25 protein-coding genes are annotated in these 24234 nt (G+C 71.3%); 20 read left to right on the top strand and 5 right to left on the bottom strand.

Annotated features, from left to right (window positions below):
• Nucleotides 1–170: 170 nt before the first annotated feature.
• The 5 genes from ACIGO6_RS05505 to ACIGO6_RS05525 all read left to right on the top strand — a co-directional run bounded on the left by ACIGO6_RS05505 (nt 171) and on the right by ACIGO6_RS05525 (nt 4696).
• Nucleotides 171–1193, top strand: coding sequence for a sugar ABC transporter substrate-binding protein (locus ACIGO6_RS05505; protein WP_399871724.1), 1023 nt, complete (start codon nt 171–173; stop codon nt 1191–1193).
• A gap of 5 nt (nt 1194–1198) precedes the next feature.
• Nucleotides 1199–2269 (top strand): ABC transporter permease, encoded by a 1071-nt coding sequence (locus ACIGO6_RS05510; protein ID WP_399871727.1) that lies wholly within the window; start codon nt 1199–1201, stop codon nt 2267–2269.
• Nucleotides 2270–2274: 5 nt separating this feature from the next.
• Nucleotides 2275–3258 carry an ATP-binding cassette domain-containing protein gene (locus ACIGO6_RS05515; protein WP_399871730.1) on the top strand — a complete coding sequence of 328 codons (984 nt, stop codon included), beginning with the start codon at nt 2275–2277 and terminating at the stop codon, nt 3256–3258.
• Between the two features lies 1 nt (nt 3259).
• Nucleotides 3260–4162, top strand: a complete 903-nt coding sequence (locus ACIGO6_RS05520; RefSeq protein WP_399871733.1) for a sugar phosphate isomerase/epimerase family protein — start codon at nt 3260–3262, stop codon at nt 4160–4162.
• 120 nt (nt 4163–4282) lie between these two features.
• Entirely contained in the window at nt 4283–4696 is a 414-nt protein-coding gene (locus ACIGO6_RS05525; protein ID WP_399871735.1) for a VOC family protein, read from the top strand.
• Between the two features lie 32 nt (nt 4697–4728).
• Here ACIGO6_RS05525 and ACIGO6_RS05530 read toward each other — a convergent pair whose 3' ends face one another.
• From ACIGO6_RS05530 to ACIGO6_RS05540, 3 genes are all read right to left on the bottom strand, one after another.
• On the bottom strand, nt 4729–5733 hold the full coding sequence (locus ACIGO6_RS05530) for a Gfo/Idh/MocA family oxidoreductase (RefSeq protein ID WP_399871737.1): 1005 nt from the start codon (nt 5731–5733) through the stop codon (nt 4729–4731).
• Nucleotides 5734–5849: 116 nt separating this feature from the next.
• A complete protein-coding gene (locus ACIGO6_RS05535) occupies nt 5850–7013 on the bottom strand; it encodes a Gfo/Idh/MocA family protein (protein ID WP_399871740.1) in 1164 nt (387 codons plus the stop codon).
• A 91-nt stretch (nt 7014–7104) separates the two neighbouring features.
• Nucleotides 7105–7458, bottom strand: a complete 354-nt coding sequence (locus ACIGO6_RS05540; protein WP_399871742.1) for a cupin domain-containing protein — start codon at nt 7456–7458, stop codon at nt 7105–7107.
• A gap of 201 nt (nt 7459–7659) precedes the next feature.
• Between ACIGO6_RS05540 and ACIGO6_RS05545 the strand changes: the two genes are divergently transcribed.
• From ACIGO6_RS05545 to ACIGO6_RS05570, 6 genes are all read left to right on the top strand, one after another.
• Nucleotides 7660–8310, top strand: a complete 651-nt coding sequence (locus ACIGO6_RS05545; protein WP_399871745.1) for a GntR family transcriptional regulator — start codon at nt 7660–7662, stop codon at nt 8308–8310.
• Nucleotides 8311–8359: 49 nt separating this feature from the next.
• The gene (locus tag ACIGO6_RS05550; RefSeq protein WP_399871748.1) at nt 8360–9112 is read left to right on the top strand and encodes a PIG-L deacetylase family protein; all 753 of its coding nucleotides are present in this window, start codon (nt 8360–8362) and stop codon (nt 9110–9112) included.
• Nucleotides 9109–9816 (top strand): 4-carboxy-4-hydroxy-2-oxoadipate aldolase/oxaloacetate decarboxylase, encoded by a 708-nt coding sequence (locus tag ACIGO6_RS05555; protein ID WP_399871750.1) that lies wholly within the window; start codon nt 9109–9111, stop codon nt 9814–9816. The genes ACIGO6_RS05550 and ACIGO6_RS05555 overlap by 4 nt, the downstream gene beginning before the upstream one ends.
• Nucleotides 9813–10937 (top strand): 4-oxalomesaconate tautomerase, encoded by a 1125-nt coding sequence (locus tag ACIGO6_RS05560; RefSeq protein ID WP_399871752.1) that lies wholly within the window; start codon nt 9813–9815, stop codon nt 10935–10937. Before ACIGO6_RS05555 ends, ACIGO6_RS05560 begins: the two co-directional genes overlap by 4 nt.
• Nucleotides 10918–11868, top strand: coding sequence for a catechol 2,3-dioxygenase (locus ACIGO6_RS05565; protein WP_399871754.1), 951 nt, complete (start codon nt 10918–10920; stop codon nt 11866–11868). Before ACIGO6_RS05560 ends, ACIGO6_RS05565 begins: the two co-directional genes overlap by 20 nt.
• Before the next feature lie 172 nt (nt 11869–12040).
• Entirely contained in the window at nt 12041–13372 is a 1332-nt protein-coding gene (locus tag ACIGO6_RS05570) for an MFS transporter (protein ID WP_399871756.1), read from the top strand.
• 133 nt (nt 13373–13505) lie between these two features.
• On the opposite strand, the gene ACIGO6_RS05575 is transcribed toward ACIGO6_RS05570, so the two are convergent.
• Nucleotides 13506–14492, bottom strand: coding sequence for a bile acid:sodium symporter family protein (locus tag ACIGO6_RS05575; protein WP_399871759.1), 987 nt, complete (start codon nt 14490–14492; stop codon nt 13506–13508).
• A gap of 104 nt (nt 14493–14596) precedes the next feature.
• Nucleotides 14597–15007, bottom strand: coding sequence for a cupin domain-containing protein (locus ACIGO6_RS05580; RefSeq protein ID WP_399871762.1), 411 nt, complete (start codon nt 15005–15007; stop codon nt 14597–14599).
• 247 nt (nt 15008–15254) lie between these two features.
• Here ACIGO6_RS05580 and ACIGO6_RS05585 point away from each other — a divergent pair, with 247 nt between their 5' ends.
• The 9 genes from ACIGO6_RS05585 to ACIGO6_RS05625 all read left to right on the top strand — a co-directional run bounded on the left by ACIGO6_RS05585 (nt 15255) and on the right by ACIGO6_RS05625 (nt 24211).
• The gene (locus ACIGO6_RS05585; RefSeq protein WP_399873555.1) at nt 15255–15818 is read left to right on the top strand and encodes a carboxymuconolactone decarboxylase family protein; all 564 of its coding nucleotides are present in this window, start codon (nt 15255–15257) and stop codon (nt 15816–15818) included.
• Nucleotides 15819–15856: 38 nt separating this feature from the next.
• Complete coding sequence (locus ACIGO6_RS05590) at nt 15857–17386, top strand: sugar ABC transporter ATP-binding protein (RefSeq protein WP_399871765.1); 1530 nt, start codon at nt 15857–15859, stop codon at nt 17384–17386.
• On the top strand, nt 17383–18402 hold the full coding sequence (locus ACIGO6_RS05595; protein WP_399871768.1) for an ABC transporter permease: 1020 nt from the start codon (nt 17383–17385) through the stop codon (nt 18400–18402). The genes ACIGO6_RS05590 and ACIGO6_RS05595 overlap by 4 nt, the downstream gene beginning before the upstream one ends.
• Nucleotides 18403–18510: 108 nt before the next feature.
• Nucleotides 18511–19476 (top strand): sugar ABC transporter substrate-binding protein, encoded by a 966-nt coding sequence (locus ACIGO6_RS05600; RefSeq protein WP_399871771.1) that lies wholly within the window; start codon nt 18511–18513, stop codon nt 19474–19476.
• Between the two features lie 117 nt (nt 19477–19593).
• Nucleotides 19594–20505, top strand: a complete 912-nt coding sequence (locus ACIGO6_RS05605; protein ID WP_399871774.1) for a LysR family transcriptional regulator — start codon at nt 19594–19596, stop codon at nt 20503–20505.
• A 125-nt stretch (nt 20506–20630) separates the two neighbouring features.
• On the top strand, nt 20631–21551 hold the full coding sequence (locus tag ACIGO6_RS05610) for a VOC family protein (RefSeq protein ID WP_399871777.1): 921 nt from the start codon (nt 20631–20633) through the stop codon (nt 21549–21551).
• A gap of 73 nt (nt 21552–21624) precedes the next feature.
• Nucleotides 21625–23073 carry an NAD-dependent succinate-semialdehyde dehydrogenase gene (locus ACIGO6_RS05615; RefSeq protein WP_399871780.1) on the top strand — a complete coding sequence of 483 codons (1449 nt, stop codon included), beginning with the start codon at nt 21625–21627 and terminating at the stop codon, nt 23071–23073.
• Nucleotides 23070–23843 (top strand): fumarylacetoacetate hydrolase family protein, encoded by a 774-nt coding sequence (locus tag ACIGO6_RS05620; protein WP_399871784.1) that lies wholly within the window; start codon nt 23070–23072, stop codon nt 23841–23843. The genes ACIGO6_RS05615 and ACIGO6_RS05620 overlap by 4 nt, the downstream gene beginning before the upstream one ends.
• Nucleotides 23840–24211, top strand: a complete 372-nt coding sequence (locus tag ACIGO6_RS05625) for a VOC family protein (protein ID WP_399871786.1) — start codon at nt 23840–23842, stop codon at nt 24209–24211. The genes ACIGO6_RS05620 and ACIGO6_RS05625 overlap by 4 nt, the downstream gene beginning before the upstream one ends.
• Nucleotides 24212–24234 lie beyond the last annotated feature (23 nt).

Raw genomic sequence — 24234 nt, forward strand, 5'->3', positions numbered from 1 at the left:
TACATTCGGACTAGCTCGTGAAATGATGTCTTAACAAAGTATTGACAGCGGGCGTCCCAAGGACTTGTATCCGGTCCCAGCGCAACTGCCGTTCTTCTCCGGTCTGGCACAGGCTTCCCCGTCGCACAGTCGCCCAGGTCGCACAGTCGCACAGTGAGGTGCAGGAAAAGATGGACCGCTCTTCGCACGCCCGCTCCCGCAGATTCGCCCCCGCCGTCGCCCTCGCCGCGGCGGCGGCGCTGACCCTGGCCGGCTGCTCCAGCAGTTCCGGGGGCAAGAAGGCCGACGAGGAGGGGGACGCGGGTGCCTCCGCGGGCAAGGCGAACACCCCCCGGATGACGGTCGCCCTGGTCACCCATCAGGCGCCCGGCGACACCTTCTGGGACATCGTCCGCAAGGGCGCCGAGGCCGCCGCCGCCAAGGACAACATCAAGCTCGTCTACTCCGCCGACCCGAACGCGGGCAACCAGGCCAACCTGGTGCAGAACGCGATCGACCAGAAGGTCGACGGCATCGCCGTCACCCTCGCCAAGCCGGACGCCCTCAGGAGCGTCCTCGGCAAGGCGGAGCAGGCCGGCATACCCGTCGTCGGGCTCAACTCGGGCCTCGCGGACTGGAAGAAGCTCGGCCTGATGGAGTTCTTCGGGCAGGACGAGACCGTGGCCGGCGAGGCGCTCGGCAAGCGGCTCAACGAGGACGGGGCCAAGAAGGCCGTCTGCGTGATCCACGAGCAGGGCAACGTCGGCCTGACCCAGCGCTGCGACGGCGTGAAGAAGACCTTCGAGGGCTCCATCGAGAACCTCTACGTCAACGGCACCGACATGCCCTCGGTGAAGTCGACCATCACCGCCAAGCTCAAGCAGGACGGCGCCATCGACCACCTGGTCACGCTCGGCGCCCCGTTCGCCATGACCGCCGTGCAGTCGGTGGACGAGGGCGGCAGCAAGGCGAAGGTGGCCACCTTCGACCTCAACAAGGAGCTGACCGGCGCCATCGAGAAGGGCGACATCGAGTTCGCCGTCGACCAGCAGCCCTACCTCCAGGGTTACCTGGCGGTCGACGGACTGTGGCTCTACAAGAACAACGGCAACTACAGCGGTGGCGGTGAGCAGCCGGTGCTGACCGGCCCGGCCTTCGTCGACAAGTCCAATGTGAAGGCCGTCGCCGGGTTCGCCGCGAAGGGCACCCGGTGAGCGGCATGACCCAACAGGCCGATCCGGCGGTGACCACACCGCCGGCTCCCGGCCCGCAGCAGACCGACGGGCGGACCCGGCAGCGCTCCCTGGTGCTGCGGCTGCTCGCCCGGCCCGAGGTCGGGGTCTTCCTCGGCGCCGTGGCCGTGTTCGTGTTCTTCCTGATCGCCGCCCCCTCGGTGCGCGAGGGCGGCTCCATGGCGACGGTCCTGTACCAGTCGTCCACCATCGGCATCATGGCGCTGCCCGTCGCCCTGCTGATGATCGGCGGCGAGTTCGACCTGTCGGCCGGTGTCGCCGTGGTCACCTCGGCGCTCACCGCCGCCATGCTCAGCTACCAGCTGACCATGAACGTGTGGATGGGCGTGATCGTCGCCCTGGTGGTCTCCCTCGCCGTCGGCGCGTTCAACGGCTGGGTGCTGGTGAAGACCGGCCTGCCGAGCTTCCTGGTCACGCTCGGCACCTTCCTGATCCTCCAGGGCGTCAACCTCGCCGTCACCAAGCTGGTCACCGGCAACGTCGCCACCGACGACATCAGCGACATGGACGGCTTCGACCAGGCCAAGGCCCTCTTCGCCTCCTCCTTCGACGTCGGCGGTGTCCAGGTGAAGATCACGGTCGTGTGGTGGCTGGTCTTCGCCGCCCTCGCCACCTGGGTGCTGCTGCGCACCAAGTACGGCAACTGGATCTTCGCGGTCGGCGGCAGCCAGGAGTCCGCCCGCGCGGTCGGCGTCCCCGTCACCTTCACCAAGATCACACTGTTCATGCTGGTCGGCTTCGGCGCCTGGTTCGTCGGCATGCACCAGCTGTTCTCATTCAACACCGTGCAGTCCGGCGAGGGCGTCGGCCAGGAGCTGATCTACATCGCCGCGGCGGTGATCGGCGGCTGCCTCCTCACCGGCGGCTACGGCTCCGCCATCGGCCCCGTCTTCGGCGCCTTCATGTTCGGCATGGTCAACCAGGGCATCGTCTACGCCGGCTGGAACCCCGACTGGTTCAAGGCCTTCCTCGGCGTGATGCTGCTCGGAGCCGTCCTCATCAACCTGTACGTGCGCCGCGCGGCGACCCGGAGGTGACCGTCATGACCAGCAAGACCCCCGGCACCCACGGGGCCGTCCTCGCGGACCCGGCGCCCGAGACCGGCCCGGACCGGCCGATCGTCCAACTGCGCGGCGCCGGCAAGTCCTACGGCAACATCCGTGCCCTGCACGGCGTCGACCTCGCCGTCCACCCCGGCCGGGTGACCTGCGTCCTCGGCGACAACGGCGCCGGCAAGTCCACCCTCATCAAGATCATCTCCGGGCTGCACCAGCACACCGAGGGCGACTTCCTCGTCGACGGCGAACCGGTCCGCTTCACCACCCCGCGCGACGCCCTCGCCCGCGGCATCGCCACCGTCTACCAGGACCTCGCCACCGTGCCCCTGATGCCGGTGTGGCGCAACTTCTTCCTCGGCTCCGAGATGACCAAGGGCCCCTGGCCCGTGCGCCGCCTCGACATCGCCCGCATGAAGCAGACCGCGGACGAGGAACTGCGCAACATGGGCATCGTCCTGGACGACCTGGAACAGCCCATCGGCACCCTCTCCGGCGGTCAGCGCCAGTGCGTCGCCATCGCCCGCGCCGTCCACTTCGGCGCCCGCGTCCTCATCCTCGACGAGCCCACCGCCGCCCTCGGCGTCAAACAGTCCGGCGTGGTGCTGAAGTACATCGCCGCCGCCCGCGAACGCGGCCTCGGCGTCATCTTCATCACCCACAACCCCCACCACGCCTACCTGGTCGGCGACCACTTCAGCGTGCTGCGCCTGGGCACCCTCGAACTCAGCGCCGCCCGCGCCGACATCACCCTCGAGGAACTCACCCACCACATGGCCGGCGGCACCGAACTCGCCGCCCTCAAGCACGAACTGGCGCAGGTGGGCGGGGTGGACGTGGCGGCGCTCCCGGACGAGGCGCCGGAGACCCCCGGGCCCGGCACACCCGCGCCCGGCACACCAGGGCCCGGCACACCCGCGCCCGGCACCGCAGAGCCCGACTCCGCCGCATCCGCCGAAGGGAAGGCCTGACATGCCCGCAGCCCTGGACCGCATCCGCGTCGGCTCGGCCCCCGACTCCTGGGGCGTCTGGTTCCCCGACGACCCGCGGCAGGTGCCCTGGGAACGCTTCCTGGACGAGGTCACCGAGGCCGGCTACGACTGGATCGAGCTGGGCCCCTACGGCTACCTCCCCACCGACCCGGCCCGGCTCACCGACGAGGTGACCCGGCGCGGCCTCAAGGTCTCCGCCGGCACCATCTTCTGCGGCCTGCACCGCGGCCCCTCCGAGTGGGACGCCACCTGGGAGCAGGTCAGCCGCGTCGCCGCCCTCACCCGGGCCATGGACGCGCAGCACCTCGTCGTCATCCCGTCCTTCTGGCGCGACGACAGGACCGCCGAGATCCTGGAGCCGCCGGAGCTCACCGGCGAACAGTGGGCCCATCTCACCCGGGGCATGGAACGCCTCGGTCACGAGGTGAAGGAGGCCTACGGCCTGGACATCGTCGTCCACCCGCACGCCGACACCCACATCGACACCGAGGAGCACGTCGAGCGCTTCCTCGACGCCACCGACTCCGACCTGGTCAACCTCTGCCTGGACACCGGCCACTACGCCTACTGCGGCGGCGACAGCGTCAAGCTGATCGAGACCTACGGCGAGCGCATCGGCTACCTGCACCTGAAGCAGGTCGACCCGGAGATCCTCGCCGAGGTGCGGGCGGGCGGGGTGCCGTTCGGACCGGCCGTGCAGCGCGGCGTGATGTGCGAGCCGCCGGCCGGCGTGCCGGAACTGGGACCGGTGCTCACGGCGGCCCAGAAGCTGGGCGTGGACCTGTTCGCCATCGTCGAGCAGGACATGTACCCCTGCGAGCCCGGCAAGCCGCTGCCCATCGCGGTGCGCACCCGCAGGTTCCTGCGCTCCTGCGGCGCCTGAGCCCGGCCGCGCCGGCGGGACGGGTGCCGCCGGCGCGCCGCTCGACGGGCCGTCGCCGGTGGTGCGCGCTAGCGTGCACAGCACTGGCACCGGCACTTCGTCCCGCCACGGGAGGCGGTCATGACCTCGCGTCTCAATCCCTACCTCAGCTTCGACGGCGACGCCCGACAGGCGATGGAGTTCTACGAGCAGGTGTTCGGCGGCACACTGGCGCTGAACACCTTCGGCGCGTCCGGCGACTCCGACGGCCCGCACGCCGACAAGATCATGCACGGCATGCTGGAGACGCCGGGCGGCTTCACCCTGATGGGCGCCGACACCCCGCCCGGGATGGAGTACAGCCCGGGGAACACCTTCTCGGTGTCCCTCAGCGGCGACGACGAGGCCGAACTGCGTGGCTACTGGGAGAAGCTGTCCGCGGGCGGCTCCGTCGCCGTGCCGCTGGAGAAGCAGATGTGGGGCGACGTCTTCGGCATGTGCACGGACCGGTTCGGCGTTCCCTGGATGGTGAACATCAGCGAGCCGGCGAGCTGACCGCCCGGCCCGCCGACCCTTTCACGCACGGTTCACCCCTGCCGTACCTCCGCGACCGTCACCGGGCGGTGCTCGCGCAGCGACAGCGTGCACGCCTCGGCGATCCAGCCCGCCTCCAGCGCGTCCTCGATCGTGCAGGGCGAGGGCCGGGCGCCGGCGACGACCTCGGTGAACGCGGTGAGCTCGGCGCGGTAGGCGGCGGTGAAGCGGTCCATGAAGAAGTCGTGCGGAGTGCCGGCCGGGAAGCTCACGCCCGGCTCGACCGAGCGCAGCGGCAGCTTGTCCTCCAGGCCGACGGCGATGGAGTCCGCGAACCCGTGGATCTCCATGCGTACGTCGTAACCCCGGGCGTTGTGACGGCTGTTGGAGACCACGGCGATCGTGCCGTCGTCCAGGGTGAGCACCGCGCCGGTCGTGTCGGCGTCGCCCGCCTCCTTGATGAAGTCGGCGCCGCGGTTGCCGCCGGCGGCGTACACCTCACGCACCTCGCGGCCCGTCACCCAGCGGATGATGTCGAAGTCGTGCACCGCGCAGTCACGGAAGATGCCCCCGGAGGCGGCGATGTACGCGGCGGGCGGCGGCGCCGGGTCCAGCGTGGTCGACCGCACGGTGTGCAGCGGGCCCAGCTCGCCCGCCCGCACGGCGTCCCGTGCCGCGACGAACCCCGCGTCGAAGCGGCGGTTGTAGCCGATCTGCACCGGCACGTCGCGGCCCGCGACCGCCTTGAGCACGTCCACACCCTCCGCCATGGTGCGGGCGACGGGCTTCTCGCAGAAGACGGGCACGCCCGCCTCGACGGCGGCCAGGATCAGCGCGGGGTGGGCGTCGGTCGCGGCGGCGACCACCACCCCGTCCACCCCGGCGGCCAGCACCGCCTCGGGCGAGTCCGCCACCTCGGCCCCGAACCGCTCGGCGGCGGCCTTGGCGGCGTCCGCGAACGGGTCGGCGAAGACCAGCGAGTCGACGGCGTCGAGTCCGGAGAGGGTCTCGGCGTGGAAGGCTCCGATGCGGCCGAGGCCGAGGATTCCGATGCGCATGTGCTCCGCTGCTTCCTGTGTGTGGTTGCTGTCCGTGCCGGGGTTTCGCCCCGGACCCCCGATCTCCCCTCGGGCTCGTCCGCAAGCGCCGGACGGGCCGGAGGGCCGCGTCCGCCTCACCCCTGCGGCGGGATCCCGACCCAGGCGCCGCGCTCGGCCGACCGCGCCATGGCGTCCAGTGCGGCCGCGCTGTGTACCGCGTCCCGCAGCGTGGCGCCGTACGGGGTGTCCTCGGCGATCGAGCGCAGGAACCGGTACGCCTCGACCACCTTCAGGTCGTCGTAGCCCATGGCGTTCGCGGCGCCCGGCTGGAAGGCGGCGAACTCGCCGTGCGCGGGGCCGACGTAGACCGTGCTGACGGGCTGGTCCTGGTACGTCGTGCCGCGGCTGACGCCCAGTTCGTTCATGCGGCGGAAGTCCCAGAACACCGCCCCGGTGGTGCCGTGCACCTCGAAGCCGTAGTTGTTCTGCTCGCCGACCGAGACCCGGCAGGCCTCCAGGACACCGCGGGCGCCGGAGGCGAAGCGCAGCAGACAGCTGACGTAGTCCTCGTTCTCGACCGGGCCCATCTCGCCGCCCGCGGCCCGGGAGTGACCGGCCGTGGCGGCGGTCGGCCGGGCCCGCTCGGGCAGGAAGACCGCCGTGTCGGCGGTCAGGGACGCGATGTCGCCGAGCAGGAACCGGGCCAGGTCGGCGCCGTGCGAGGCCAGGTCGCCGAGGACCCCGCTGCCGCCGCGCTCCCGCTCGTAGCGCCAGGTCAGGGCGGACTCTGGGTGGGCCGCGTAGTCGCTGAAGAGGCGGATGCGGGCGTGTGTGACGGTGCCGATCTCCCCGGCGGCGATCAGGTCGCGGGCGGCCTCCACGGCGGGCGCGTTGCGGTAGTTGAAGCCGACCGCGCCCTGGACACCGGCCTTGGCGACCGCGTCCGCGACCGTCCGGGCGTCCTCGGCGGTCAGGCCGACCGGCTTCTCGATCCAGATGTGCTTGCCGGCCTCGGCCATCGCGACGGCGATCTCGCGGTGCAGGAAGTTCGGGGCGGTGATACTGACCGCCCCGACCCGCGGATCGGCGGCCACCTCGCGCCAGTCACGGGTGGTCGAGGCGAACCCGAACTGCTCGGCAGCCTCCTCGGCCCGCCCCGGCACCTCCTCGGCGACGGTCACCAGCTCGGGGCGGAGGGCCAGCCGGGGGTAGTGATGCCGGACCCGGGCGTACGCCTGGGTGTGCACCCGGCCCATCCAGCCGAAACCGACGACGGCGACACCGAGCGCATCGACCATGAGAGCCCCTCTTCGGACCTGACCGTGATCTGTCCAGGCCACCATGGGCGTGCCTCGGCATCATGTCAACCTTTTGACAGGACAAAGTCGCTCACGGTCGGCCGAGGTCGATCGCGTACGCCTTGCGCAGCGTCTCGTGCACCGTCCACGTCGTGCGGTCGCCCTCGCGCAGTACGGCCAGGTCGCCCGGCCCGACCGTGAGGGTGGGGCCGCCCTCCACCTCGATGGTGGCCGCGCCGCTGAGCACGACGAACATCTCGTCCGCCTCGGTGTCGGTGACGACGCCCGGGGTGATCTGCCAGACGCCGCGCACCTGCCGGCCGTCGGCCGACTCCCAGACGACCTTGCCGGTCACCTCGGGCGTGCCGGAGACGATCTGCGCGGGGGAGAGGGGCTCGGGTTCGAGCTCGGCGTCGGGGACGTGGACAACGAAGCTGTGGGTCATGCCGTGACGTTAGAGGGGGCGTGCGGTGCTGCGGGGGAGACAGGGTGTGGGGTATCCGGCCGGGCGCGCGGACACTTCGTCGCCCCACCTCGTCGTCCACTCCGTCGGCCGGTCCGTCCGTCACATAACGCAAACAAAATTGTTGACAATGTTGTTTGGCTAGATTTACGTTCGACAGGCACTCACTCAGGGAGGGCAACCATGCCGAACCAAGCCCGTCCGGGCACCGGGGAGCAGGCCAAACAGCTTGCGCTCGGGCAGCTGCGGGAGGCGATCCTGCGCGGCGAGATGGCACCGGCCCAGCGGCTGGTGGAGAACGAACTCGCCGAGCAGTTCGGCGTGACACGGGCCAGCATCCGCGCCGCGCTGATCGACCTGGAGTCCCAGGGGCTCGTGGAGCGGATCCGCAACCGTGGTTCACGGGTGCGGGTGGTGACCGTGGAGGAGGCGGTCGCGATCACCGAGTGCCGCCTGGTCCTCGAAGGGCTCTGTGCGGCCAAGGCGGCCGTCGCCGTCACCGACGAGCAGCTCGCCGAACTGACGGAGCTGGGCACGGCGATGCGCAAGGCCGTGGCCGGTGGCGAACCGCTCACGTACTCGGAGCTCAACCACGAACTCCATGCCAGGATCCGGGAGTTCTCCGGCCAGCTGACGGCCGTGGAGCTGCTGGAGCGGCTCAACGCCCAGCTGGTGCGCCACCGCTTCCAGCTGGCGCTGCGCCCGGGACGTCCGCAGCAATCCCTGAACGAGCACCTGGCCATGATCGAGGCGATCGAGGCCAGGGACCCACAGGCCGCCGAGGCGGCCGTCCGGGCCCACCTCACCAGTGTGATCGAGGCGCTGCGCGACTGACACACGCACCGAGGCGGGCGCCCCCCTGTCCACCAAGGAGATTTCAGCAATGACGCACGGCAACGCGCCCGCCGCCACCCCACGGTCGACCCTCGTCGTCACCGCGCACGCGGGGGACTTCGTGTGGCGGGCGGGCGGCGCCATCGCCCTGGCCGCCTCGCGCGGGGAGAAGGTCACCATCGCCTGCCTGACCTTCGGCGAGCGCGGCGAGTCCGCCAAGGCCTGGCGGGAGGGCAGGAAGCTCGAGGAGATCAAGGCGATCCGCCGGGAGGAGGCCGAGAAGGCCGCCGCCACCCTCGGCGCCGAGGTCCGCTTCTTCGACGCCGGCGACTACCCGCTGATCGCCACCCCCGAGCTGACCGACCGGCTCGTCGAGGTCTACCGCGCCACCCAGCCCGACGTCGTGCTCACCCACCCGGTCGAGGACCCGTACAACGGGGACCACCCGGCCGCCAACCGCATGGCCCTGGAGGCCCGGGTCCTCGCCCAGGCCATCGGCTACCCGGGCGAGGGCGAGATCATCGGCGCCCCGCCCGTCTTCTACTTCGAGCCGCACCAGCCCGAGATGAGCGGCTTCAAGCCGGAGGTGCTGCTCGACATCACCGAGGTGTGGGAGACCAAGCGCAGGGCCATGGAGTGCCTCGGCGCCCAGCAGCACCTGTGGGACTACTACACCGACCTGGCCGTCCGCCGCGGCGTCCAGCTCAAGCGCAACGCGGGCCCCAACCTGGGGCTGGCGCACAGGACCATGGCCGAGGCGTACATGCGCCCCTACCCGCAGATCGCGCAGGAGCTGGCATGAGCGGCGTCATCGTCACCAACCCGCCGAAGGCCGACGCCAAGGACGTCGAGGCGCTCGCCGGACACGGCGTGGCCACCGTCAGCGAGGCCATGGGCCGCACCGGGCTGCTCGGACCGGCGATGCGGCCCGTTCAGCAGGGCGTACGGGTCGCGGGCACCGCCGTCACCGTGCTCAGCTGGCCCGGCGACAACCTGATGATCCACGCCGCCGTGGAGCAGTGCGGCGAGGGCGACATCCTGGTCGTCACCACCACCTCCCCGTCCACCGACGGCATGTTCGGCGAGCTCTTCGCCACCGCGCTCCAGCGGCGCGGCGTGCGCGGCCTGGTCATCAACGCCGGCATCCGCGACACCCAGGAGCTGCGGGACATGGGCTTCGCCGCCTGGTCCCGGGCCGTCTCCGCACAGGGCACGGTCAAGGCCACCGGGGGCTCGGTCAACGTGCCGGTCGCCGTCGACGGCCAGGTGATCCGCCCCGGCGACGTGATCGTCGCCGACGACGACGGCGTCGTGGTCGTCCCCCGCGAGAAGGCCCGGCAGACCGCCGAGGCGTCCGAGGCCCGCGAGGCGAAGGAGGCCGGCGCCCGTGCCGCCTTCCTGGAGGGCCAACTGGGCCTGGACCGCTACGGCTTGCGCGAGAAGCTGACGCAGCTGGGTGTGACGTACCGGTCCTACGAGGAGTACGCCGCCGGGGAGCCCTCGTGACCGGCGGCCCCGGCCCCGAGGAGGTGCGCTGCACGCTGATGCGCGGCGGCACCTCCAAGGGCGCCTACTTCCTGGCCGACGACCTGCCCGCCGACCCCGGCGCCCGCGACGGACTGCTGCTGCGCGTCATGGGCAGCCCCGACCCGCGCCAGATCGACGGCCTGGGCGGCGCCCACCCGCTGACCAGCAAGGTCGCCGTGGTCTCCCGCTCGGCCGATCCGGACGCGGACGTGGACTACCTGTTCCTCCAGGTCGCCGTGGACGCGCCCGAGGTCACCGACCGGCAGAACTGCGGCAACATCCTCGCCGGGGTGGGCCCCTTCGCCGTCGAGCGCGGGCTGGTACCGGCCGGGGGCACCGAGACCTCCGTACGCATCCGCATGCTCAACACCGGTGAACGCGCCGTCGCGACCTTCCCGACCCCGGGCGGGCGCGTCGACCACACCGGGGACGCGGAGATATCCGGGGTCCCCGGGACCGCCGCCCCGGTCGTCATCGAGTTCCCGCAGGGCGCCGGCCCCCTGCTGCCCACCGGCAACGTCCGCGACACCGTCGCCGGCACCGAGGTGACCTGCGTGGACAACGGCATGCCGGTCGTGCTGATCCCGGCCGCCGCGCTCGAGGTGACCGGCGACGAGCCGCCCGGGGACCTGGAGGAGGACGTCGCCCTCGCCGACCGGCTGAGGGAGATCCGGCTGGCCGCCGGAGAACTGATGGGCCTCGGCGACGTCGAGGGCACCACCGTGCCCAAGCTGACCCTGCTCGCCGCGCCCCGGCACGGCGGCGCGGTCATGACCCGCACCTTCATCCCCGTGCGCTGCCACACCTCCATCGGCGTCCTGGGCGCCGCGAGCGTGGCGGCGGGACTGCGCGTCCCCGGCGGAGTGGGGGAGGGGATCGCCCAACTGGCCGAGTCCGGCGACCGCGTACGCGTGGAACACCCCACCGGCTTCCTCGAGGTCGACGTCCAACTCGACCCCGGCTCCCTCGTGGTGCGCCGCACCGCCGTCGTGCGCACCGCACGCAAGATCTTCGACGGCATCGTCTTCCCCCGGACCGCCGAGACGGCACCGATACCCGCACAACGCCCTGGAGGCTCCCATGACTCCGCCGCTCGGTGACATCGCCCACGTCGGCCATGCCCAGCTGTTCACGCCCGACCTGGACGCCAGCGTCGCCTTCTTCACCGACTTCCTGGGCCTGACCGTCAACGGACAGGACGGCGACACCGTCTACCTGCGCACCTACGACGACTACGAACACCACAGCCTGGTGCTCACCGCCCGCGAGCACCCCGGCCTCGGCCGGCTCGCGCTGCGCACCTCCAGCGAGGAGGCCCTCCAGCGCCGGGTCGCGGCCCTGGAGGCGGCGGGACGGCCCGGGACCTGGGTCGAGGACGAGCCCGGCATCGGCAAGCTGTACCTCACCGCCGACCCGGACGGGCACGAGCACGCCCTGTACTGGGAGAGCGAGCACTACCGCGCACCCGACGAGCTGAGGCCGGCGCTGAAGAACCAGCCGCAGGCCAAACCCAACCGGGGCGTGGGCGTGCGTCGCCTCGACCACATCAACTTCCTCGCCTCGGACGTGCTCGCCAACGCCGAGTTCCAGGAACAGCTCCTCGGCGCCCGGCCGACCGAGCAGATCCGGCTCGACTCCGGGAAGATCGCGGCCCGCTGGCTGACCTTCACGAACAAGTCGTACGACGTCGTCTACACCGAGGACTGGACCGGCTCCTCGGGGCGTCTGCACCACATCGCCTTCGCCGCCGACACCCGCGAGGACATCCTGCGCGCGGCCGACCTCGCCATCGACACCGGCGTGTTCATCGAGACGGGCCCGCACAAGCACGCCATCCAGCAGACGTTCTTCCTGTACGTCTACGAGCCCGGCGGCAACCGCATCGAGCTGTGCAACCCGCTCACCCGACTGGTGCTGGCGCCCGACTGGCCGCTGATCACCTGGACCGAGGCGGAGCGGGCCAAGGGGCAGGCCTGGGGCCTGAAGACCATCGCGTCCTTCCACACCCACGGGACCCCACCGGTCGCCTGACCACACCGCTTCCACCGGGGGGTGGGCCGCGCGCACGCATGCGCACGCCCACCCCTCAAATTGTTGCTGAGATTGTCAACAAAAGCGTTGACACTCCTCGGTTGCGGTCCTTAGCGTCGCCCCATCACACGTCCCCTCCAGGGAACTCCTCCTGGACGAGAGGAAAACAACGATGTCCTCCTCCCCCGTGCTGTCCGCCCGCGGCAGCAGACTGGCCCTCCTGGTCGTCGGCCTGTGCTGGCTGGCCGTCCTCTTCGACGGCCTGGACATGTTCATCTACGGCTCGGTGCTGCCCCACATGCTCGAGGAGAAGGCGCTCGGCATCACCTCCGGCCAGGCCGGCGACCTCGGCAGCTACGCCACCTTCGGCATGCTGGTCGGCGCGCTGGCCGCGGGGACGGTCGCCGACCGGATCGGTCGCAAGAAGCTGATGGTCTCCTGCGTCGCGCTCTTCTCGCTGGCGTCCGGCATCTGCGCGATCTCGGGCAGCGTCGCCGTCTTCGGTCTCGGCCGCACCCTCGCCGGTGTCGGCCTCGGCGGCCTGCTGCCGACCGCGATCAGCATGGTCTCCGACTACGCCCCGCGCGGCCGCGCCGCCCTCACCATCGGCCTGCTGATGACCGCCCACCACGCCGGCGGCATCCTCTCCGCCTACGTGGCCCTGTGGATCGTCGAGCCGCTGGGCTGGCGCGCGGCCTTCTGGGTCTGCGTGGTGCCGCTGCTCTTCGTCCCGGTGCTCGCCAGGTTCCTGCCCGAGTCACTGAGCTTCCTCGTCGCCCAGGGACGCGGCGAGGAGGCCCGCGCCCTGGCCGGCCGCTACGACGTCGAGCTGCCCGCCGCCGCCACCGACAAGCCCGCCGCCGGCGCCCGCTGGGCCAACCTGCTCAACCTGTTCCGCGGCGGCGAGTGGGTCCAGACCCTGCTGTACTGGCTGGCCTCCTTCGGCGGCCTGCTGCTCGTCTACGGCGTCGCCACCTGGCTGCCGACCCTGATGCGCAGCGAGGGCTACGAGCTCGGCTCCGCGCTCACCTTCGTGGTCCTCTTCAACCTCGGCGGCATCGTCGGCATGCTGGTCGCCGGCCGCGCCTCCGACCGCTTCGGCGCCCCGCGCATCTCCGCGATCTGGTTCGCGCTGACCGCCGGCGGCGTCTTCCTGCTCAGCGTCCACATGCCGCTGGCGGTGACCTTCGTGGTCGTCTTCCTCACCGGTGTGTTCCTCAACAGCGCCCAGACCATGATCTACGCGACCGTCTCCATCGGCTCCGCCCCGGCCAACCGCGCCACCGCGGTCGGCTGGACCTCCGGCATGGGCCGCTTCGGCGCCGTCTTCGGCCCGTGGCTCGGCGGCCAGCTGCTCGCCGCGAACAAGGGCGACTGGGGCTTCACCGCCTTCGCCCTCGCCGGCGTCTCGTCCATGGTCTTCATCGGCATAGCGGCCCTCCGCACAACGAGGCGAACGACCACCACCGACACCCAGGACCAGAACTTGATCAGCGCCCACTGAACGCGCCCCATAGGGGCGCGGGGCTGAGACACTGTGCGGCTCCGCCGCGTGAGCGCGACCAGCCACGATGTACCCGCAGCCGGCCACCGGCCCCCGGCGAAACGGCGCTCAACCCCGCTCAGCCGACCGCAGGTCACCGCCCCCGACGGGACAACCACGCCGCAGCCACCGCCCCGGAGACGTTGTGCCAGACGGAGAACACCGCCGCAGGCAACGCCGCCAGCGGGCTGAAGTGGGCGGTGGCCAGGGACGCAGCGAGGCCGGAGTTCTGCATGCCGACCTCGAAGGCCATCGCACGGCTGCCCGGCTCCCCGAGCCGGCCGAGGCGCCCCGCGCCGTAACCGAGTGCCAGACCGAGGCCGTTGTGCAGGACGACGGCGACGAACACCAGCGCCGCGGCCGACTTGATGGCCTCCGCGCTGCCCGCCACCACGACGGCCACGATCACGGCGATCGTCAGCGCGGACAGCCAGGGCAGCACCGGCAGCGCCCGCTGCACGTACCGGCCCGCCACGAGCCGTACGACGACACCCGCGAGGACCGGCAGCAGCACCGTCTTCAGGATGTCGGTGACCATGGACCCGGCGTCGACCGGCAGGTACTCCCCGGCCAGCAGCAGCGTCAGCGGCGGGGTGACCAGCGGAGCGACGAGCGTGGAGACGGTGGCGACCGAGACCGACAGGGCCACGTCACCGCGGGCCAGGTAGGTCACCACGTTGGACGCCGTGCCGCTGGGCGCGCAGCCGACGAGGATCACACCGGCGGCGAGCTGCGGTGGGAGGTCGAGCAGGTGAGCGACGGCCCAGCCGAGCCCCGGCATGATGACGTAGTGCGCCACCAGCCCGAGGGCCACTGCCCAGGGACGCTTCACGACGCCGCGGAAGTCCTCCGGCGTCATGGTGATGCCCATGCAGAACATCACCACGCCGAGCAGGTAGGGCACCGCCTCGCTCCAGCCGGTGAAACTGCCGGGGAGCAGCAGGCCGAGGGCGCCGGCCGCGAGCACGAGGAGCGGGAAGACGGTCACGGCGCGTCGCGCGGAGCGGTCGCCGGTGGCGTCACCGCTGCCGTTGCTGCCGTTGCTGTCGTTACTGAGGTGTTCGGGTCGTTCGGTTCGCACCGTGCGAGGTAACGCCCGGTGGGCGGCACGACGCAAAGCCGTCTCGCGATGTGATCATCGGGACGGCTCGCATCGGAGGCCGGCGGGGCCGGCCCGGTCGCGCCTCAGTCGCGGCCCATCTGGTCCTCCGCCGACAGGTGCTCCACCGTCTTGCCCGTCTCCGTGAACGTGCGGGTCACATGGCCCGAGGAGTACACCCACAGGATCCGCAGGGGCGTGTCGCCGACGTTGCGGAACAGATGGGGGACGGGGGAGGGGACGTACGTCGTGTCGAACCGCTCCAGCTTCGTCACCTCGCCGTCCACCCACACCTCCGCCTCGCCCTCGAGGACCGTCACGTGCTCGTCGCAGTTGTGCGAGTGCAACGGCGCCCCGGAGCCCACCGGGTACACGCTCATCCCGCTCGTGATGCGGTTCTCCCCGCCCGCCGACGGCGTGGTGATCAACGGCGTCGTGACGACGGCACCGCCCCGGTCGAGCAGGGGCACGGACGCGGCCTTGATGATGGTGGTCATCGGGGATTTCCTCTCCACTGCGACGTGTTGCGTCGACCGACGTTAGGTCGCGCCCCCGCGAAGCGGTGCCCTCCGGCGTGCAGGTTTACGTTGCACTCCGGGAAGGGTGAGCATCTTCCGCCCGGCTGTACCGTCACCTGTCACCGCACGGCTCTCGTCTCGTTGCGGAAACGCGCCGGAAATGACGCGCCGGAAAGAAAAGGCAGGTATCGGCCAGATGAGGCTCCCCGTTCTCACCGAAGAGGAAATGGACCAGCGGCAGCAGGAGCTGGCCGCTCGGATCGCCGGCCGCCGCGGCGCGGTCCGCGGCCCCTTCCGGGTGTGGCTGCACAGCGCGGAGATGTGCGAACGGGCCGAGTCCCTCGGCGCGTTCGCCCGCTTCGACTGCAGCCTCCCCAAGCACCTGCGCGAGCTGACGCTGCTGATGGCGGCCCGCAACTGGGACGCCCAGTACTCGTGGAACGCACATGTGCATCAGGCGATCGAGGCCGGGGTTCCCCAGGCCGCCGTCGAGGCCGTCGCCGAGAAGCGCGAGGCCGTCTTCGACAACCCGGCGGACCAGGCGTTCTACCAGTTCTGCCGCGAGGTGCTGGAGGAGCACTTCGTCTCGGACGAGACCTTCGCCGCCGCCCTCGAGCACTTCGGTCCCAAGGGCCTGGTCGACACCATCGGCGCGCTCGGCAACTTCACCATGCTCGGCATGTGCCTGAACACCTTCCAGGTGGACCTCCAGGCCGACAAGGAACCACCGTTCCCGGACATCCGCGGCTACGGCCGTGTCGCCCCCGCCACCGACGGGCCGCGGCCGTGAACTCCCTGACGGACCCGGCCCCCGAGGGAGGTACGGCGGTGAGCTCCAGGACACCGGTGACGCCGGCCGGCACGACGACCGAGGCCGTCGTCCGCGTACGCGGCGTCACCAAGAGCTTCGGCGGCGCCGCCGCGCTCAAAGGCGTCGACGTCGACCTGTACCCCGGCGAGATCCACGCCCTGATGGGCATGAACGGCGCCGGCAAGTCCACCCTCGTCCAGGTGCTGAGCGGCGTGCACCAGGCCGACGGCGGCACCATCGAGGTGGGCGGGCACCAGCACACCGCGCTGAACGTGCGCAAGGCGCGCCGGCTCGGCATCTCCTCGGTGCCGCAGCGCCGGGAACTGGCCATGGGCCTCACCGTCGCCGAGAACGTCATGCTGGGTGACCTGCCCACCCGGGGCTTCGGCGCCGTCGACTGGAAGGCGGTCCGCGCGCAGGCCGGCGCGGCCCTGTCCGGCCTGGGCATCGACATCGACGTCGACCGGGTCGCGGGCACGCTCACCGTCGCCGAGCAGACCATGGTCGAGGTGGCGCGGGAAGTACGCCGTGGCGGCCGGGTGCTCGTCCTCGACGAGCCGACCGCCTGCCTCAGCGCCCGGGACGCCGGCCAGGTCCGCGCCCTGGTGCGCAGGCTGCGCGACGAGGGCGTCGCCGTCGTCTACATCTCGCACTACATCGACGAGGTCATGTCCGTCGCCGACCGGGTCACGGTCCTGCGCGACGGCGCCCTGGTCCGCAGCGCGCCGGCCGCCGAGCTGGACCCCGCCTCGCTGGTACGCCACATGGTCGGCCGGGACGTCGTCTCGACCCGCCCCGAGCGCCCCGCCCCCAAGGACGACCACGGGCTCGTCGTCCGCGGACTGAGCCAGGGCCGCGCCATCCGCGACTTCACCGTCGAGGTCCGCAAGGGCGAGATCGTCGCCGTCCTGGGCCCCGCGGGCGACGCCCAGTCCCGGCTCTTCGACCTGCTGTCCGGACGGCAGCGCCCCGACACCGGCGAGGTCCGCGTCGACGGCCGGGCCGTGCCCTTCGGCCGGGTCACGGCCTCCCTCGCCAGCGGACTGCGCTGCGTCACCGGCGACCGCCGCTCGCTCGGCCTGGTCCAGGGCATGACCGTGGACGAGAACCTGATGCTGGCCGGCGACCGCTTCGCCCGGCGCCGGCTGCACCGCACCGCCAACCTCGCCCGCCGCGCCGCCCCCGTGCGCGACACGTACGGCGTCGTCGCCCTCAGCGGCAACCCGCCGGTCGGCTCGCTGTCCGGCGGCAACCAGCAGAAGGTCCTGCTCGGCAAGTGGCTGGAGACCGAGCCGGTCGCCTGCTTTTTGGAGGACCCCACCAACGGCGTGGACGTCGCCGCCATGGCCGACATCCACACCCTGCTCGACGACCTCGCCGCCCGCGGCGTCGCCGTCCTGCTGGCCTCCTCCTCCGCCGAGGAGGTCATGCGGCTGGCCGACCGGGTCGTCGTCGTGAGCGCCGGCCGCACGGTCGCCGAACACGACATCAACGCCATCACCCGCGACGAGCTCGTCGCGACCGCACTCGGAGGTCAACCGCAGTGAGCCTCAAGACCCCCTCCGCCTCCCCGGACGTCTCGGCCGGTCCTCCCGAGCGCACCGGAACCCCCCGGCCCGCGGCCCGGAAACTGCTGCACGTACCGCACGGCGGACTCGTCCTCGTCCTGGTCCTGGTGTGCGTGTTCACCGCCGTACAGGCCGACGCGTTCACCTCCTCGCAGAACCTGCTCAACGTGCTGCGCCAGGTCAGCGTCAACGCCGTCATCGCGGCCGGTCTGACTCTGCTGATGACCGCCGGCGGCATGGACTTCTCCATGGGCAGCAACGCGGCCGTCACCCTGTGCGTGGGCGCGCAACTCGTCGACGGCGGCTGGTCCACGCCCCTCGTCGTGGTCATCTGTCTGGCGCTGGCCACGCTGATCGGCCTGGTCAACGGCCTGGTGGTGACGTACACCCGGGTCGCCCCGTTCGTCGCCACGCTCGCCTCGGCGATGCTGCTGGACGGCGTCGCCCTGCTGGTCCTCGACGGCATGAGCGTCACCATCGGCGACAAGATGTCCGCGCTCGGCAACGACGAGGTCGTCGGTGTGCCCTACCTGACCGTCGTGGCGGTGCTGGTCCTGGCCCTGACCGGCGTGACCATGCGCTTCACCACCTTCGGCCGTGACGCGTTCGCCATGGGCGGCAACGAGCACGTCGCCCGGCTCAGCGGCATCAACGTCAACGCGCGCAAGCTCGCCCTGTACGCGCTCGCCGGCGTCCTGGCGGGCCTGGCGGGCCTGATGCTGCTCTCCCGGCTCGGCGCCGCCGCCCCCAACACCGCCGGACTGCAGACCCAGTTGACCGCCGTCGCCGCGGTGGTCATCGGCGGCACCTCGCTCGCCGGCGGCCACGGCACCGTCATCGGGACCGTCTTCGGCGTGGTGCTGCTGGGCGTGGTCGCCAACGCCCTGAACCTGCTCCAGGTCAACAGCAACTACCAACTCGTCGTCACCGGTGGCGTCCTGCTGGTCGCGGCGATCATCAACGAGTTCCAGCGCAAGTCCTCACCGGGCCATTAGCGGCCCGACCCGGCGACGTCCCTCCGCCTTCCCCTTCGCGCATCCCCCCACCGCCGCGCGGCCCCCCGCCAGCACCTTCTCTTCAACGATGCAGGAAAGGCCCACCCCATGAAGCCCATCGCCCTCTCCCGCCGCCGTGCCGCCGCGGTCTCGCTCGTCGGCGCCGCCACCCTGGTCCTCGCCGGATGCGGCTCGGGCGGCGACAGCGGGGGCGCCGCCGACGGCTCGGTCTCCCTCGGGTTCGTCAACGGCTCCAACACCCACTTCCACACCTGTCTGCTCCGCGCCGTCGAGCAGGAGGCCACGGCCCAGGACGCCAAGGTCTACTCGGCCAACTCCAAGCAGGACGCCGGCACCGAGCTGTCCAACATCGAGGACATGATCGCCCGGAACGTGGACGCCCTGATCGTCCAGACCGTGAACGTGGACGCCCTGGAGGGCGACATAGCCAAGGCGAAGAGCGCGGGCATCCCCATCTACCTCACGTCGGTGGCCACCTCCGACATGTCGGACGTGCTCGGGGCCGCGGTGGTCGACCTCAAGAAGGTCGGCGCCATGGACGCCGAGTGGATCTCCAAGGACGCGGCCGGCAGGAACGTGACCGTCGGCGTCGTCGCCGGCGCCCCGGGGGCCGCCTCCGACCTGCTGGTCGGCGGCTTCGAGGACGCCCTGCCGAAGACCGCGAAGGTGGTCGCCAACCAGCCCGGCATGTTCAACCCCGCGAAGGCCCAGGACGTCGCCGAGAACATGATCCAGTCCCACCCCGACCTGGACTACGCCTTCGTCGCCAACGAGGAGATGGCCTTCGCCGTCCGCAAGGCGTTCGACGCCGCCGGCGCCAAGGACGTCAAGATCGTCTCCGTCAACGGCACCGAGGAGGGCGTCGCCGCGATCAAGGACGGCCGCCTGTCCGCGACCGTGGCGAACTCGGCGGCGACCATCGGCCGGACCGCCGTGCAGAGCACCGTCGCGCTGCTCGACGAGAAACAAGGTGTTGACAAGATCTCTGACATTCCTCTTGTCTTGGTCACCAAGGACAACCTGAGCGAGGCTCCCCAGTACTGCCCGAAGTAGTCCGACAGGACCCAGGGCCCCCACCGGGAACCGGCGCCCGTCTCACCGAGCCTGAGCCGGCCCCTGCTCCCCGCCCCCGAAGACGGACGGGCGGGGAGCGGCCTTCGGAGGAAGAACATGGATCGCCTGCTCCTCATGCACAGCTTCGTCACCGTCGCCCAGGTCGGCAGTTTCAGCGGGGCCGCCAAGAAACTGGGATCGTCCGGCTCCCTGGTCTCCCGGCACGTGGCCGAACTGGAACGCCAGGTGGGCGTCCGCCTGGTCAACCGCACCGCCCGCTCGGTGAGCCTGACCGAACCCGGCCGGCGCTACGCCGAGTTCGCCGCCCGCATCCTGGACGAGATCGAGGCCGAGGACGCCGGCATCGCCCAGCGCCACGACCGCGCCGAAGGCACGCTCAGCGTCATCTGCCCCAAATGGATAGGCAGCCTGGATCTCGGCGACGCCATCGCCGCCTTTTCCGCCGCCCATCCCAAAATCCACATCCGTTTCGAACTCGGCGGAATGTCGGACCGTACCTACGATTTCCTCGACAGCGGATTCGACGTCGCCTTCCACACCCGGGATCTCCGCGACTCCAGTGTCCGGCTGAAGAAGATCTCCTCCCTGCCGTTCGTGCTGTGCGCCTCCGAGGAGTACATCAAGCAGCACGGCACCCTCTCCCACCCCAACGACCTGGCCGCCCACGACTGCCTGGTGCACGTCAACGACCCGGTGTGGCGGATCGGCCACGGACACGCGAGCACCCTGCACAAGATCCGCAACATCGCCTTCTCGTCGAACTCCTACATCGCCCTGCAGAAGGCCGCCGTCCACGGCCGGGGCATCGCCCTGCTTCCCCAGCGCCCGGTCTACGACGACCTGGTCTCCGGCGCCCTGCGGGAACTGCTGCCGGAACTGGCGGTACCGGACCGCCCGCTGTACGCGATCTACGGACCCGGCCAGGACACCCCGCGCAAGGTCAGCGTCTTCCTGGGCTTCCTCGCCGAATGGTTCTCGCAGAACCCGATTCCCGCCATCCGCTCCTGACCGCCGAACCGCGCTCATACCGCCGAAGGCGCAAGAAACGATTGCGAACCCCGGGGACCTCGGGCCATTGAGGCGCCCGCGCCCGCAAACCTACGCTCACCAGGCGAGACGGAAACGAGGAATCCATGGGAATTCAGAGAATAGAGTCGGTCACCTACGGCATCGACGACCTCGACACCTGCGTGCGGTTCTTCGAGGACTTCGGCCTCTTCCTGGTGGAGCGCACCGACGAACACGCGGTCCTCGAGACGCTCACCGGACAGACGCTCCACCTCGACACCGACCCCGGCCCCCTGCTGCCGGCCCCCGTGGAGAGCGGCCCCACCCTGCGCGAGGTCGTCTGGGGCGTCGACACCCGAGAGGAGCTGGACCGCCTGGTCACCGCCGTCGGCCGGGAGCACACCGTCCGCGAGAGCGCCGACGGCGTCCACCACACCGCCGACCTCAGCGGCTTCGGCGTCGGACTAACCCTCGCCCGGCCCAAGAAGGTCACCGTCGAGCCCCGCCGCGCCAACACGACGGGCAGCGTCGGCCGCTGGAACGAGGCCCTGACCCCGCTCACCCGCGCCCACCCGTTGCGCATGTGCCACGTCGCCCTGAACATCGCCAAGGAGGGCAGGGAGGCGGCCGTCGCCTTCTACACCGACCTCCTCGGCTTCCGCCCCACCGACGTCGTCGAGCCCATGGGCGTCTTCCTGCAGGCCCCCGGCGACGACGACCAGCACACCATGCTGCTGTGCCACCGCCCCGACAAGGTCGGCGTCAACCACGTCGCCTACGAGGTCCCCGGCTTCGACGACGTGATCGAGGGCGGCAACTTCATGATCGAACGGGGCTGGCGGGAGGCCCGCAGGCTCGGCCGCCACACCATCGGCTCCAACGTCTTCCGCTTCCTGCACGCCCCCTGCGGCGGGCGCGTCGAGTACGCCGCCGACATGGACCGGGTCGACGACACCTACGAGACCCGCGTCCACGAGACCACCCCGCCCCACCACATCTGGGCCCTGCGCACCAACCGCGACCAGGACGCCCCCGCCTCGTCCTGACGTCCCGGCCCCCGCTCCGGCCCCCGCTCCGTCCCCCGTCCCGACCCTCGTACCGACCCGAGAGGGCACACCCATGACCACCGATCCCGGCCACCCCGCCGTCCGCATGTACATCGCGGGCCAGTGGTGCCAGGGCGGCGCCCGAGACACCGCCCCCGTCGTCGACCCGGCCACCGAGGAGGTGATCGGAGAAGTGCCGCTGGCCACCCGCGCCGACCTGGACCGCGCCCTGGAGGCCGCCACGCAGGGCTTCGAGACCTGGCGCACCACGCCCGTGGCCGAGCGCACCGCCGTCCTGCACCGCGCCGCCGACCTGATCGAGGAGCGCGCCCCCGAGATCGGCCGGGTCATGACCCGCGAACAGGGCAAGCCGCTCGGCGAGTCGACCGGCGAGGCCCGCCGCACCGCCGAGACCCTGCGCTGGCACGCCGACGACGCCCGCCGTGCCTACGGCCGCATCATCCCCTCGGCACCCGGCACCGTGCTGACCGTCCGGCGCGAACCCATCGGCCCCGTCGCCGCGTTCGTCCCCTGGAACTTCCCCGTCGGCGGACCCAACCGCAAGATCTCCTCGGCGCTCTCCGCCGGCTGCTCCCTGGTCATCAAGGCCTCCGAGGAGACCCCGGCCACCGCCATGGAGCTGGTCCGCTGCTACGCCGACGCGGGCCTCCCGCCCGGCGTCCTGAACCTCGTCTTCGGCGAGCCCGCCGAGGTCTCCGAGCACCTGATCTCCTCCCCGGCCGTCCGGCTGGTCGCCTTCACCGGCTCCGTCCCGGTCGGCAAGCTGCTCGCCGCCCGGGCCGGCGAGGTCATGAAGCCCTCCCTGATGGAACTGGGCGGCCACGCCCCGGTGATCGTCTGCGCGGACGCCGACCCCGTGAGGGCGGCCCGCGGGGCGGCCCGGGCCAAGTGGGCCAACGCCGGCCAGGTGTGCACCTCGCCGAGCCGCTTCCTCGTCCACGAGTCGGTCGTCGCGGAGTTCACCGCCGAGTTCGTCAAGGCCGCCGAGGCGGTCGTCGTCGGTGACGGTCTGGAGGAGGGCACCACCATGGGCCCGCTCGCCAACCAACGCCGGCTGAAGGCCATGGAGCGCCTCACCGCCGACGCCGTCGCCCGCGGCGCCACGATCCTCACCGGCGGCGAACGGCCCGCCCGCCCCGGCTACTTCTTCCCGCCGACCGTCCTCACCGACGTACCCGCCGACGCGGAGCTGATGAGCGAGGAGCCGTTCGGACCGCTGGCGCCCCTCGTGCCCTTCCGCGACCTCGACGAGGCGCTCACCACCGCGAACGCGCTGCCCTACGGACTGGCCGCCTACGGCTTCACCGACTCCGCCGCCACCGCCGAGAGACTCTCCGCCGAACTGCAGGCCGGCATCCTGTCGATCAACCACTGCGGCGGCTCCGTCCACGAGGCCCCCTCCGGCGGCGTCAAGGACAGCGGCTACGGCCGCGAGGGCGGCCCCGAGGCACTGGACGCCTACCTGATCACCAAGCGCGTCTCCCACCTGCTGGCGCCATGAGGTACGCACGCATCTCGGCCGGCGGCCGGGCGGTGTGGGGCCGCGTGGGGGAGCGGGACGTCGAGCTGCTGTCCCGCTCCCCCCTGGAGGACGCGGACTGCGACGTCATCGGCACCGTGCCGCGCGAGGACGCGCACTGGCTGCCGCCCGTCGTCCCGCCCGTCTTCTACGCGGTCGGCATGAACTACCCGCGCCACATCGCCCACGCGGGCGCCGCCACCCCCGAGCGCCCCGAGGTCGGCTACCGCGCCAACAACGCCCTCACCGGTCACCTCTCCCCGGTCGTCAAGCCGGCCGAGGTCACCGGACGCTTCGAGGCCGAGCCCGAACTCGTCGCCGTCATCGGCCGCACCCTGCGCCGCGCCACCCACGACGAGGCCCGCGGGGCGATCTTCGGCTGGACCATCGGCAACGACATCAGCGCCCGCACCTGGCAGCACCAGGACCGCACCTTCTGGCGCAGCAAGAACAGCGACACCTTCAAGCCGATGGGCCCCTGGATCGAGACCGACGTCGACGCCCTCGCCCAGACGACCACACTCCGCGTCAACGGCGTCACACGCGCCGAGTTCCCGACCGGCGACATGGTCTTCGACCCGTACGCCTACATCGTCGAGATCACCAAGCACATCACGATGCACCCCGGCGACGTGCTGTGGATGGGCGCCGAGTCCACCTGCGGCCTCGAACCCGGCGACACCGTGGACGTCGAGATCGGCGGCATCGGTGTGCTGTCCAACCCCGTACTCCTCGAAGGGAAAGAAGCATGAGCGCGGAACCCCGCTACATCCACCACGTCAACTTCCCCACCACCGACCCCGACCGGACCGCCGAGTGGTACACCAAGGTCTTCGGCATGAAGCGGATCATGCCCAAGTCCAACACCCGCGTGGTGCTGATGACCCGGGGCAACTTCGACCTGCACTTCACGCCGGTCGAGGAGATGGAGCGCATGGCGCCCTACCACTTCGCCGTCGAGGTCGACGACTGGGACGACTTCCTCGCCCACCTGGGGGAGCTGGGCATCCGCCACACCCGGCCCATCCAGCGCCCCGAGAACCAGTCCAAGTTCTGCTACATCCACGACCCCGACCACACCATGATCGAGCTGGTGTACCACGCCAAGCGCCCCCACTGAGCACGCCAGCTGAGGAGTTACCA

It is taken from the genome of Streptomyces sp. NPDC053750, assembly GCF_044544295.1.
Lineage (GTDB): Bacteria > Actinomycetota > Actinomycetes > Streptomycetales > Streptomycetaceae > Streptomyces.

Excerpts from the sequence above, each read along its gene's own strand:
- ACIGO6_RS05515 (WP_399871730.1), top strand. The coding sequence starts at position 2,275 with ATGACCAGCAAGACCCCCGGCACCCACGGGGCCGTCCTCGCGGACCCG.
- ACIGO6_RS05585 (WP_399873555.1), top strand. The coding sequence starts at position 15,255 with ATGGACCAGCGGCAGCAGGAGCTGGCCGCTCGGATCGCCGGCCGCCGC.
- ACIGO6_RS05535 (WP_399871740.1), bottom strand. The coding sequence starts at position 7,013 with ATGGTCGATGCGCTCGGTGTCGCCGTCGTCGGTTTCGGCTGGATGGGC.
- ACIGO6_RS05545 (WP_399871745.1), top strand. The coding sequence starts at position 7,660 with ATGCCGAACCAAGCCCGTCCGGGCACCGGGGAGCAGGCCAAACAGCTT.
- ACIGO6_RS05625 (WP_399871786.1), top strand. The coding sequence starts at position 23,840 with ATGAGCGCGGAACCCCGCTACATCCACCACGTCAACTTCCCCACCACC.
- ACIGO6_RS05555 (WP_399871750.1), top strand. The coding sequence starts at position 9,109 with ATGAGCGGCGTCATCGTCACCAACCCGCCGAAGGCCGACGCCAAGGAC.
- ACIGO6_RS05570 (WP_399871756.1), top strand. The coding sequence starts at position 12,041 with ATGTCCTCCTCCCCCGTGCTGTCCGCCCGCGGCAGCAGACTGGCCCTC.
- ACIGO6_RS05600 (WP_399871771.1), top strand. The coding sequence starts at position 18,511 with ATGAAGCCCATCGCCCTCTCCCGCCGCCGTGCCGCCGCGGTCTCGCTC.
- ACIGO6_RS05620 (WP_399871784.1), top strand. The coding sequence starts at position 23,070 with ATGAGGTACGCACGCATCTCGGCCGGCGGCCGGGCGGTGTGGGGCCGC.
- ACIGO6_RS05510 (WP_399871727.1), top strand. The coding sequence starts at position 1,199 with ATGACCCAACAGGCCGATCCGGCGGTGACCACACCGCCGGCTCCCGGC.
- ACIGO6_RS05565 (WP_399871754.1), top strand. The coding sequence starts at position 10,918 with ATGACTCCGCCGCTCGGTGACATCGCCCACGTCGGCCATGCCCAGCTG.
- ACIGO6_RS05525 (WP_399871735.1), top strand. The coding sequence starts at position 4,283 with ATGACCTCGCGTCTCAATCCCTACCTCAGCTTCGACGGCGACGCCCGA.
- ACIGO6_RS05605 (WP_399871774.1), top strand. The coding sequence starts at position 19,594 with ATGGATCGCCTGCTCCTCATGCACAGCTTCGTCACCGTCGCCCAGGTC.
- ACIGO6_RS05505 (WP_399871724.1), top strand. The coding sequence starts at position 171 with ATGGACCGCTCTTCGCACGCCCGCTCCCGCAGATTCGCCCCCGCCGTC.
- ACIGO6_RS05550 (WP_399871748.1), top strand. The coding sequence starts at position 8,360 with ATGACGCACGGCAACGCGCCCGCCGCCACCCCACGGTCGACCCTCGTC.
- ACIGO6_RS05520 (WP_399871733.1), top strand. The coding sequence starts at position 3,260 with ATGCCCGCAGCCCTGGACCGCATCCGCGTCGGCTCGGCCCCCGACTCC.
- ACIGO6_RS05610 (WP_399871777.1), top strand. The coding sequence starts at position 20,631 with ATGGGAATTCAGAGAATAGAGTCGGTCACCTACGGCATCGACGACCTC.
- ACIGO6_RS05615 (WP_399871780.1), top strand. The coding sequence starts at position 21,625 with ATGACCACCGATCCCGGCCACCCCGCCGTCCGCATGTACATCGCGGGC.
- ACIGO6_RS05580 (WP_399871762.1), bottom strand. The coding sequence starts at position 15,007 with ATGACCACCATCATCAAGGCCGCGTCCGTGCCCCTGCTCGACCGGGGC.
- ACIGO6_RS05530 (WP_399871737.1), bottom strand. The coding sequence starts at position 5,733 with ATGCGCATCGGAATCCTCGGCCTCGGCCGCATCGGAGCCTTCCACGCC.
- ACIGO6_RS05540 (WP_399871742.1), bottom strand. The coding sequence starts at position 7,458 with ATGACCCACAGCTTCGTTGTCCACGTCCCCGACGCCGAGCTCGAACCC.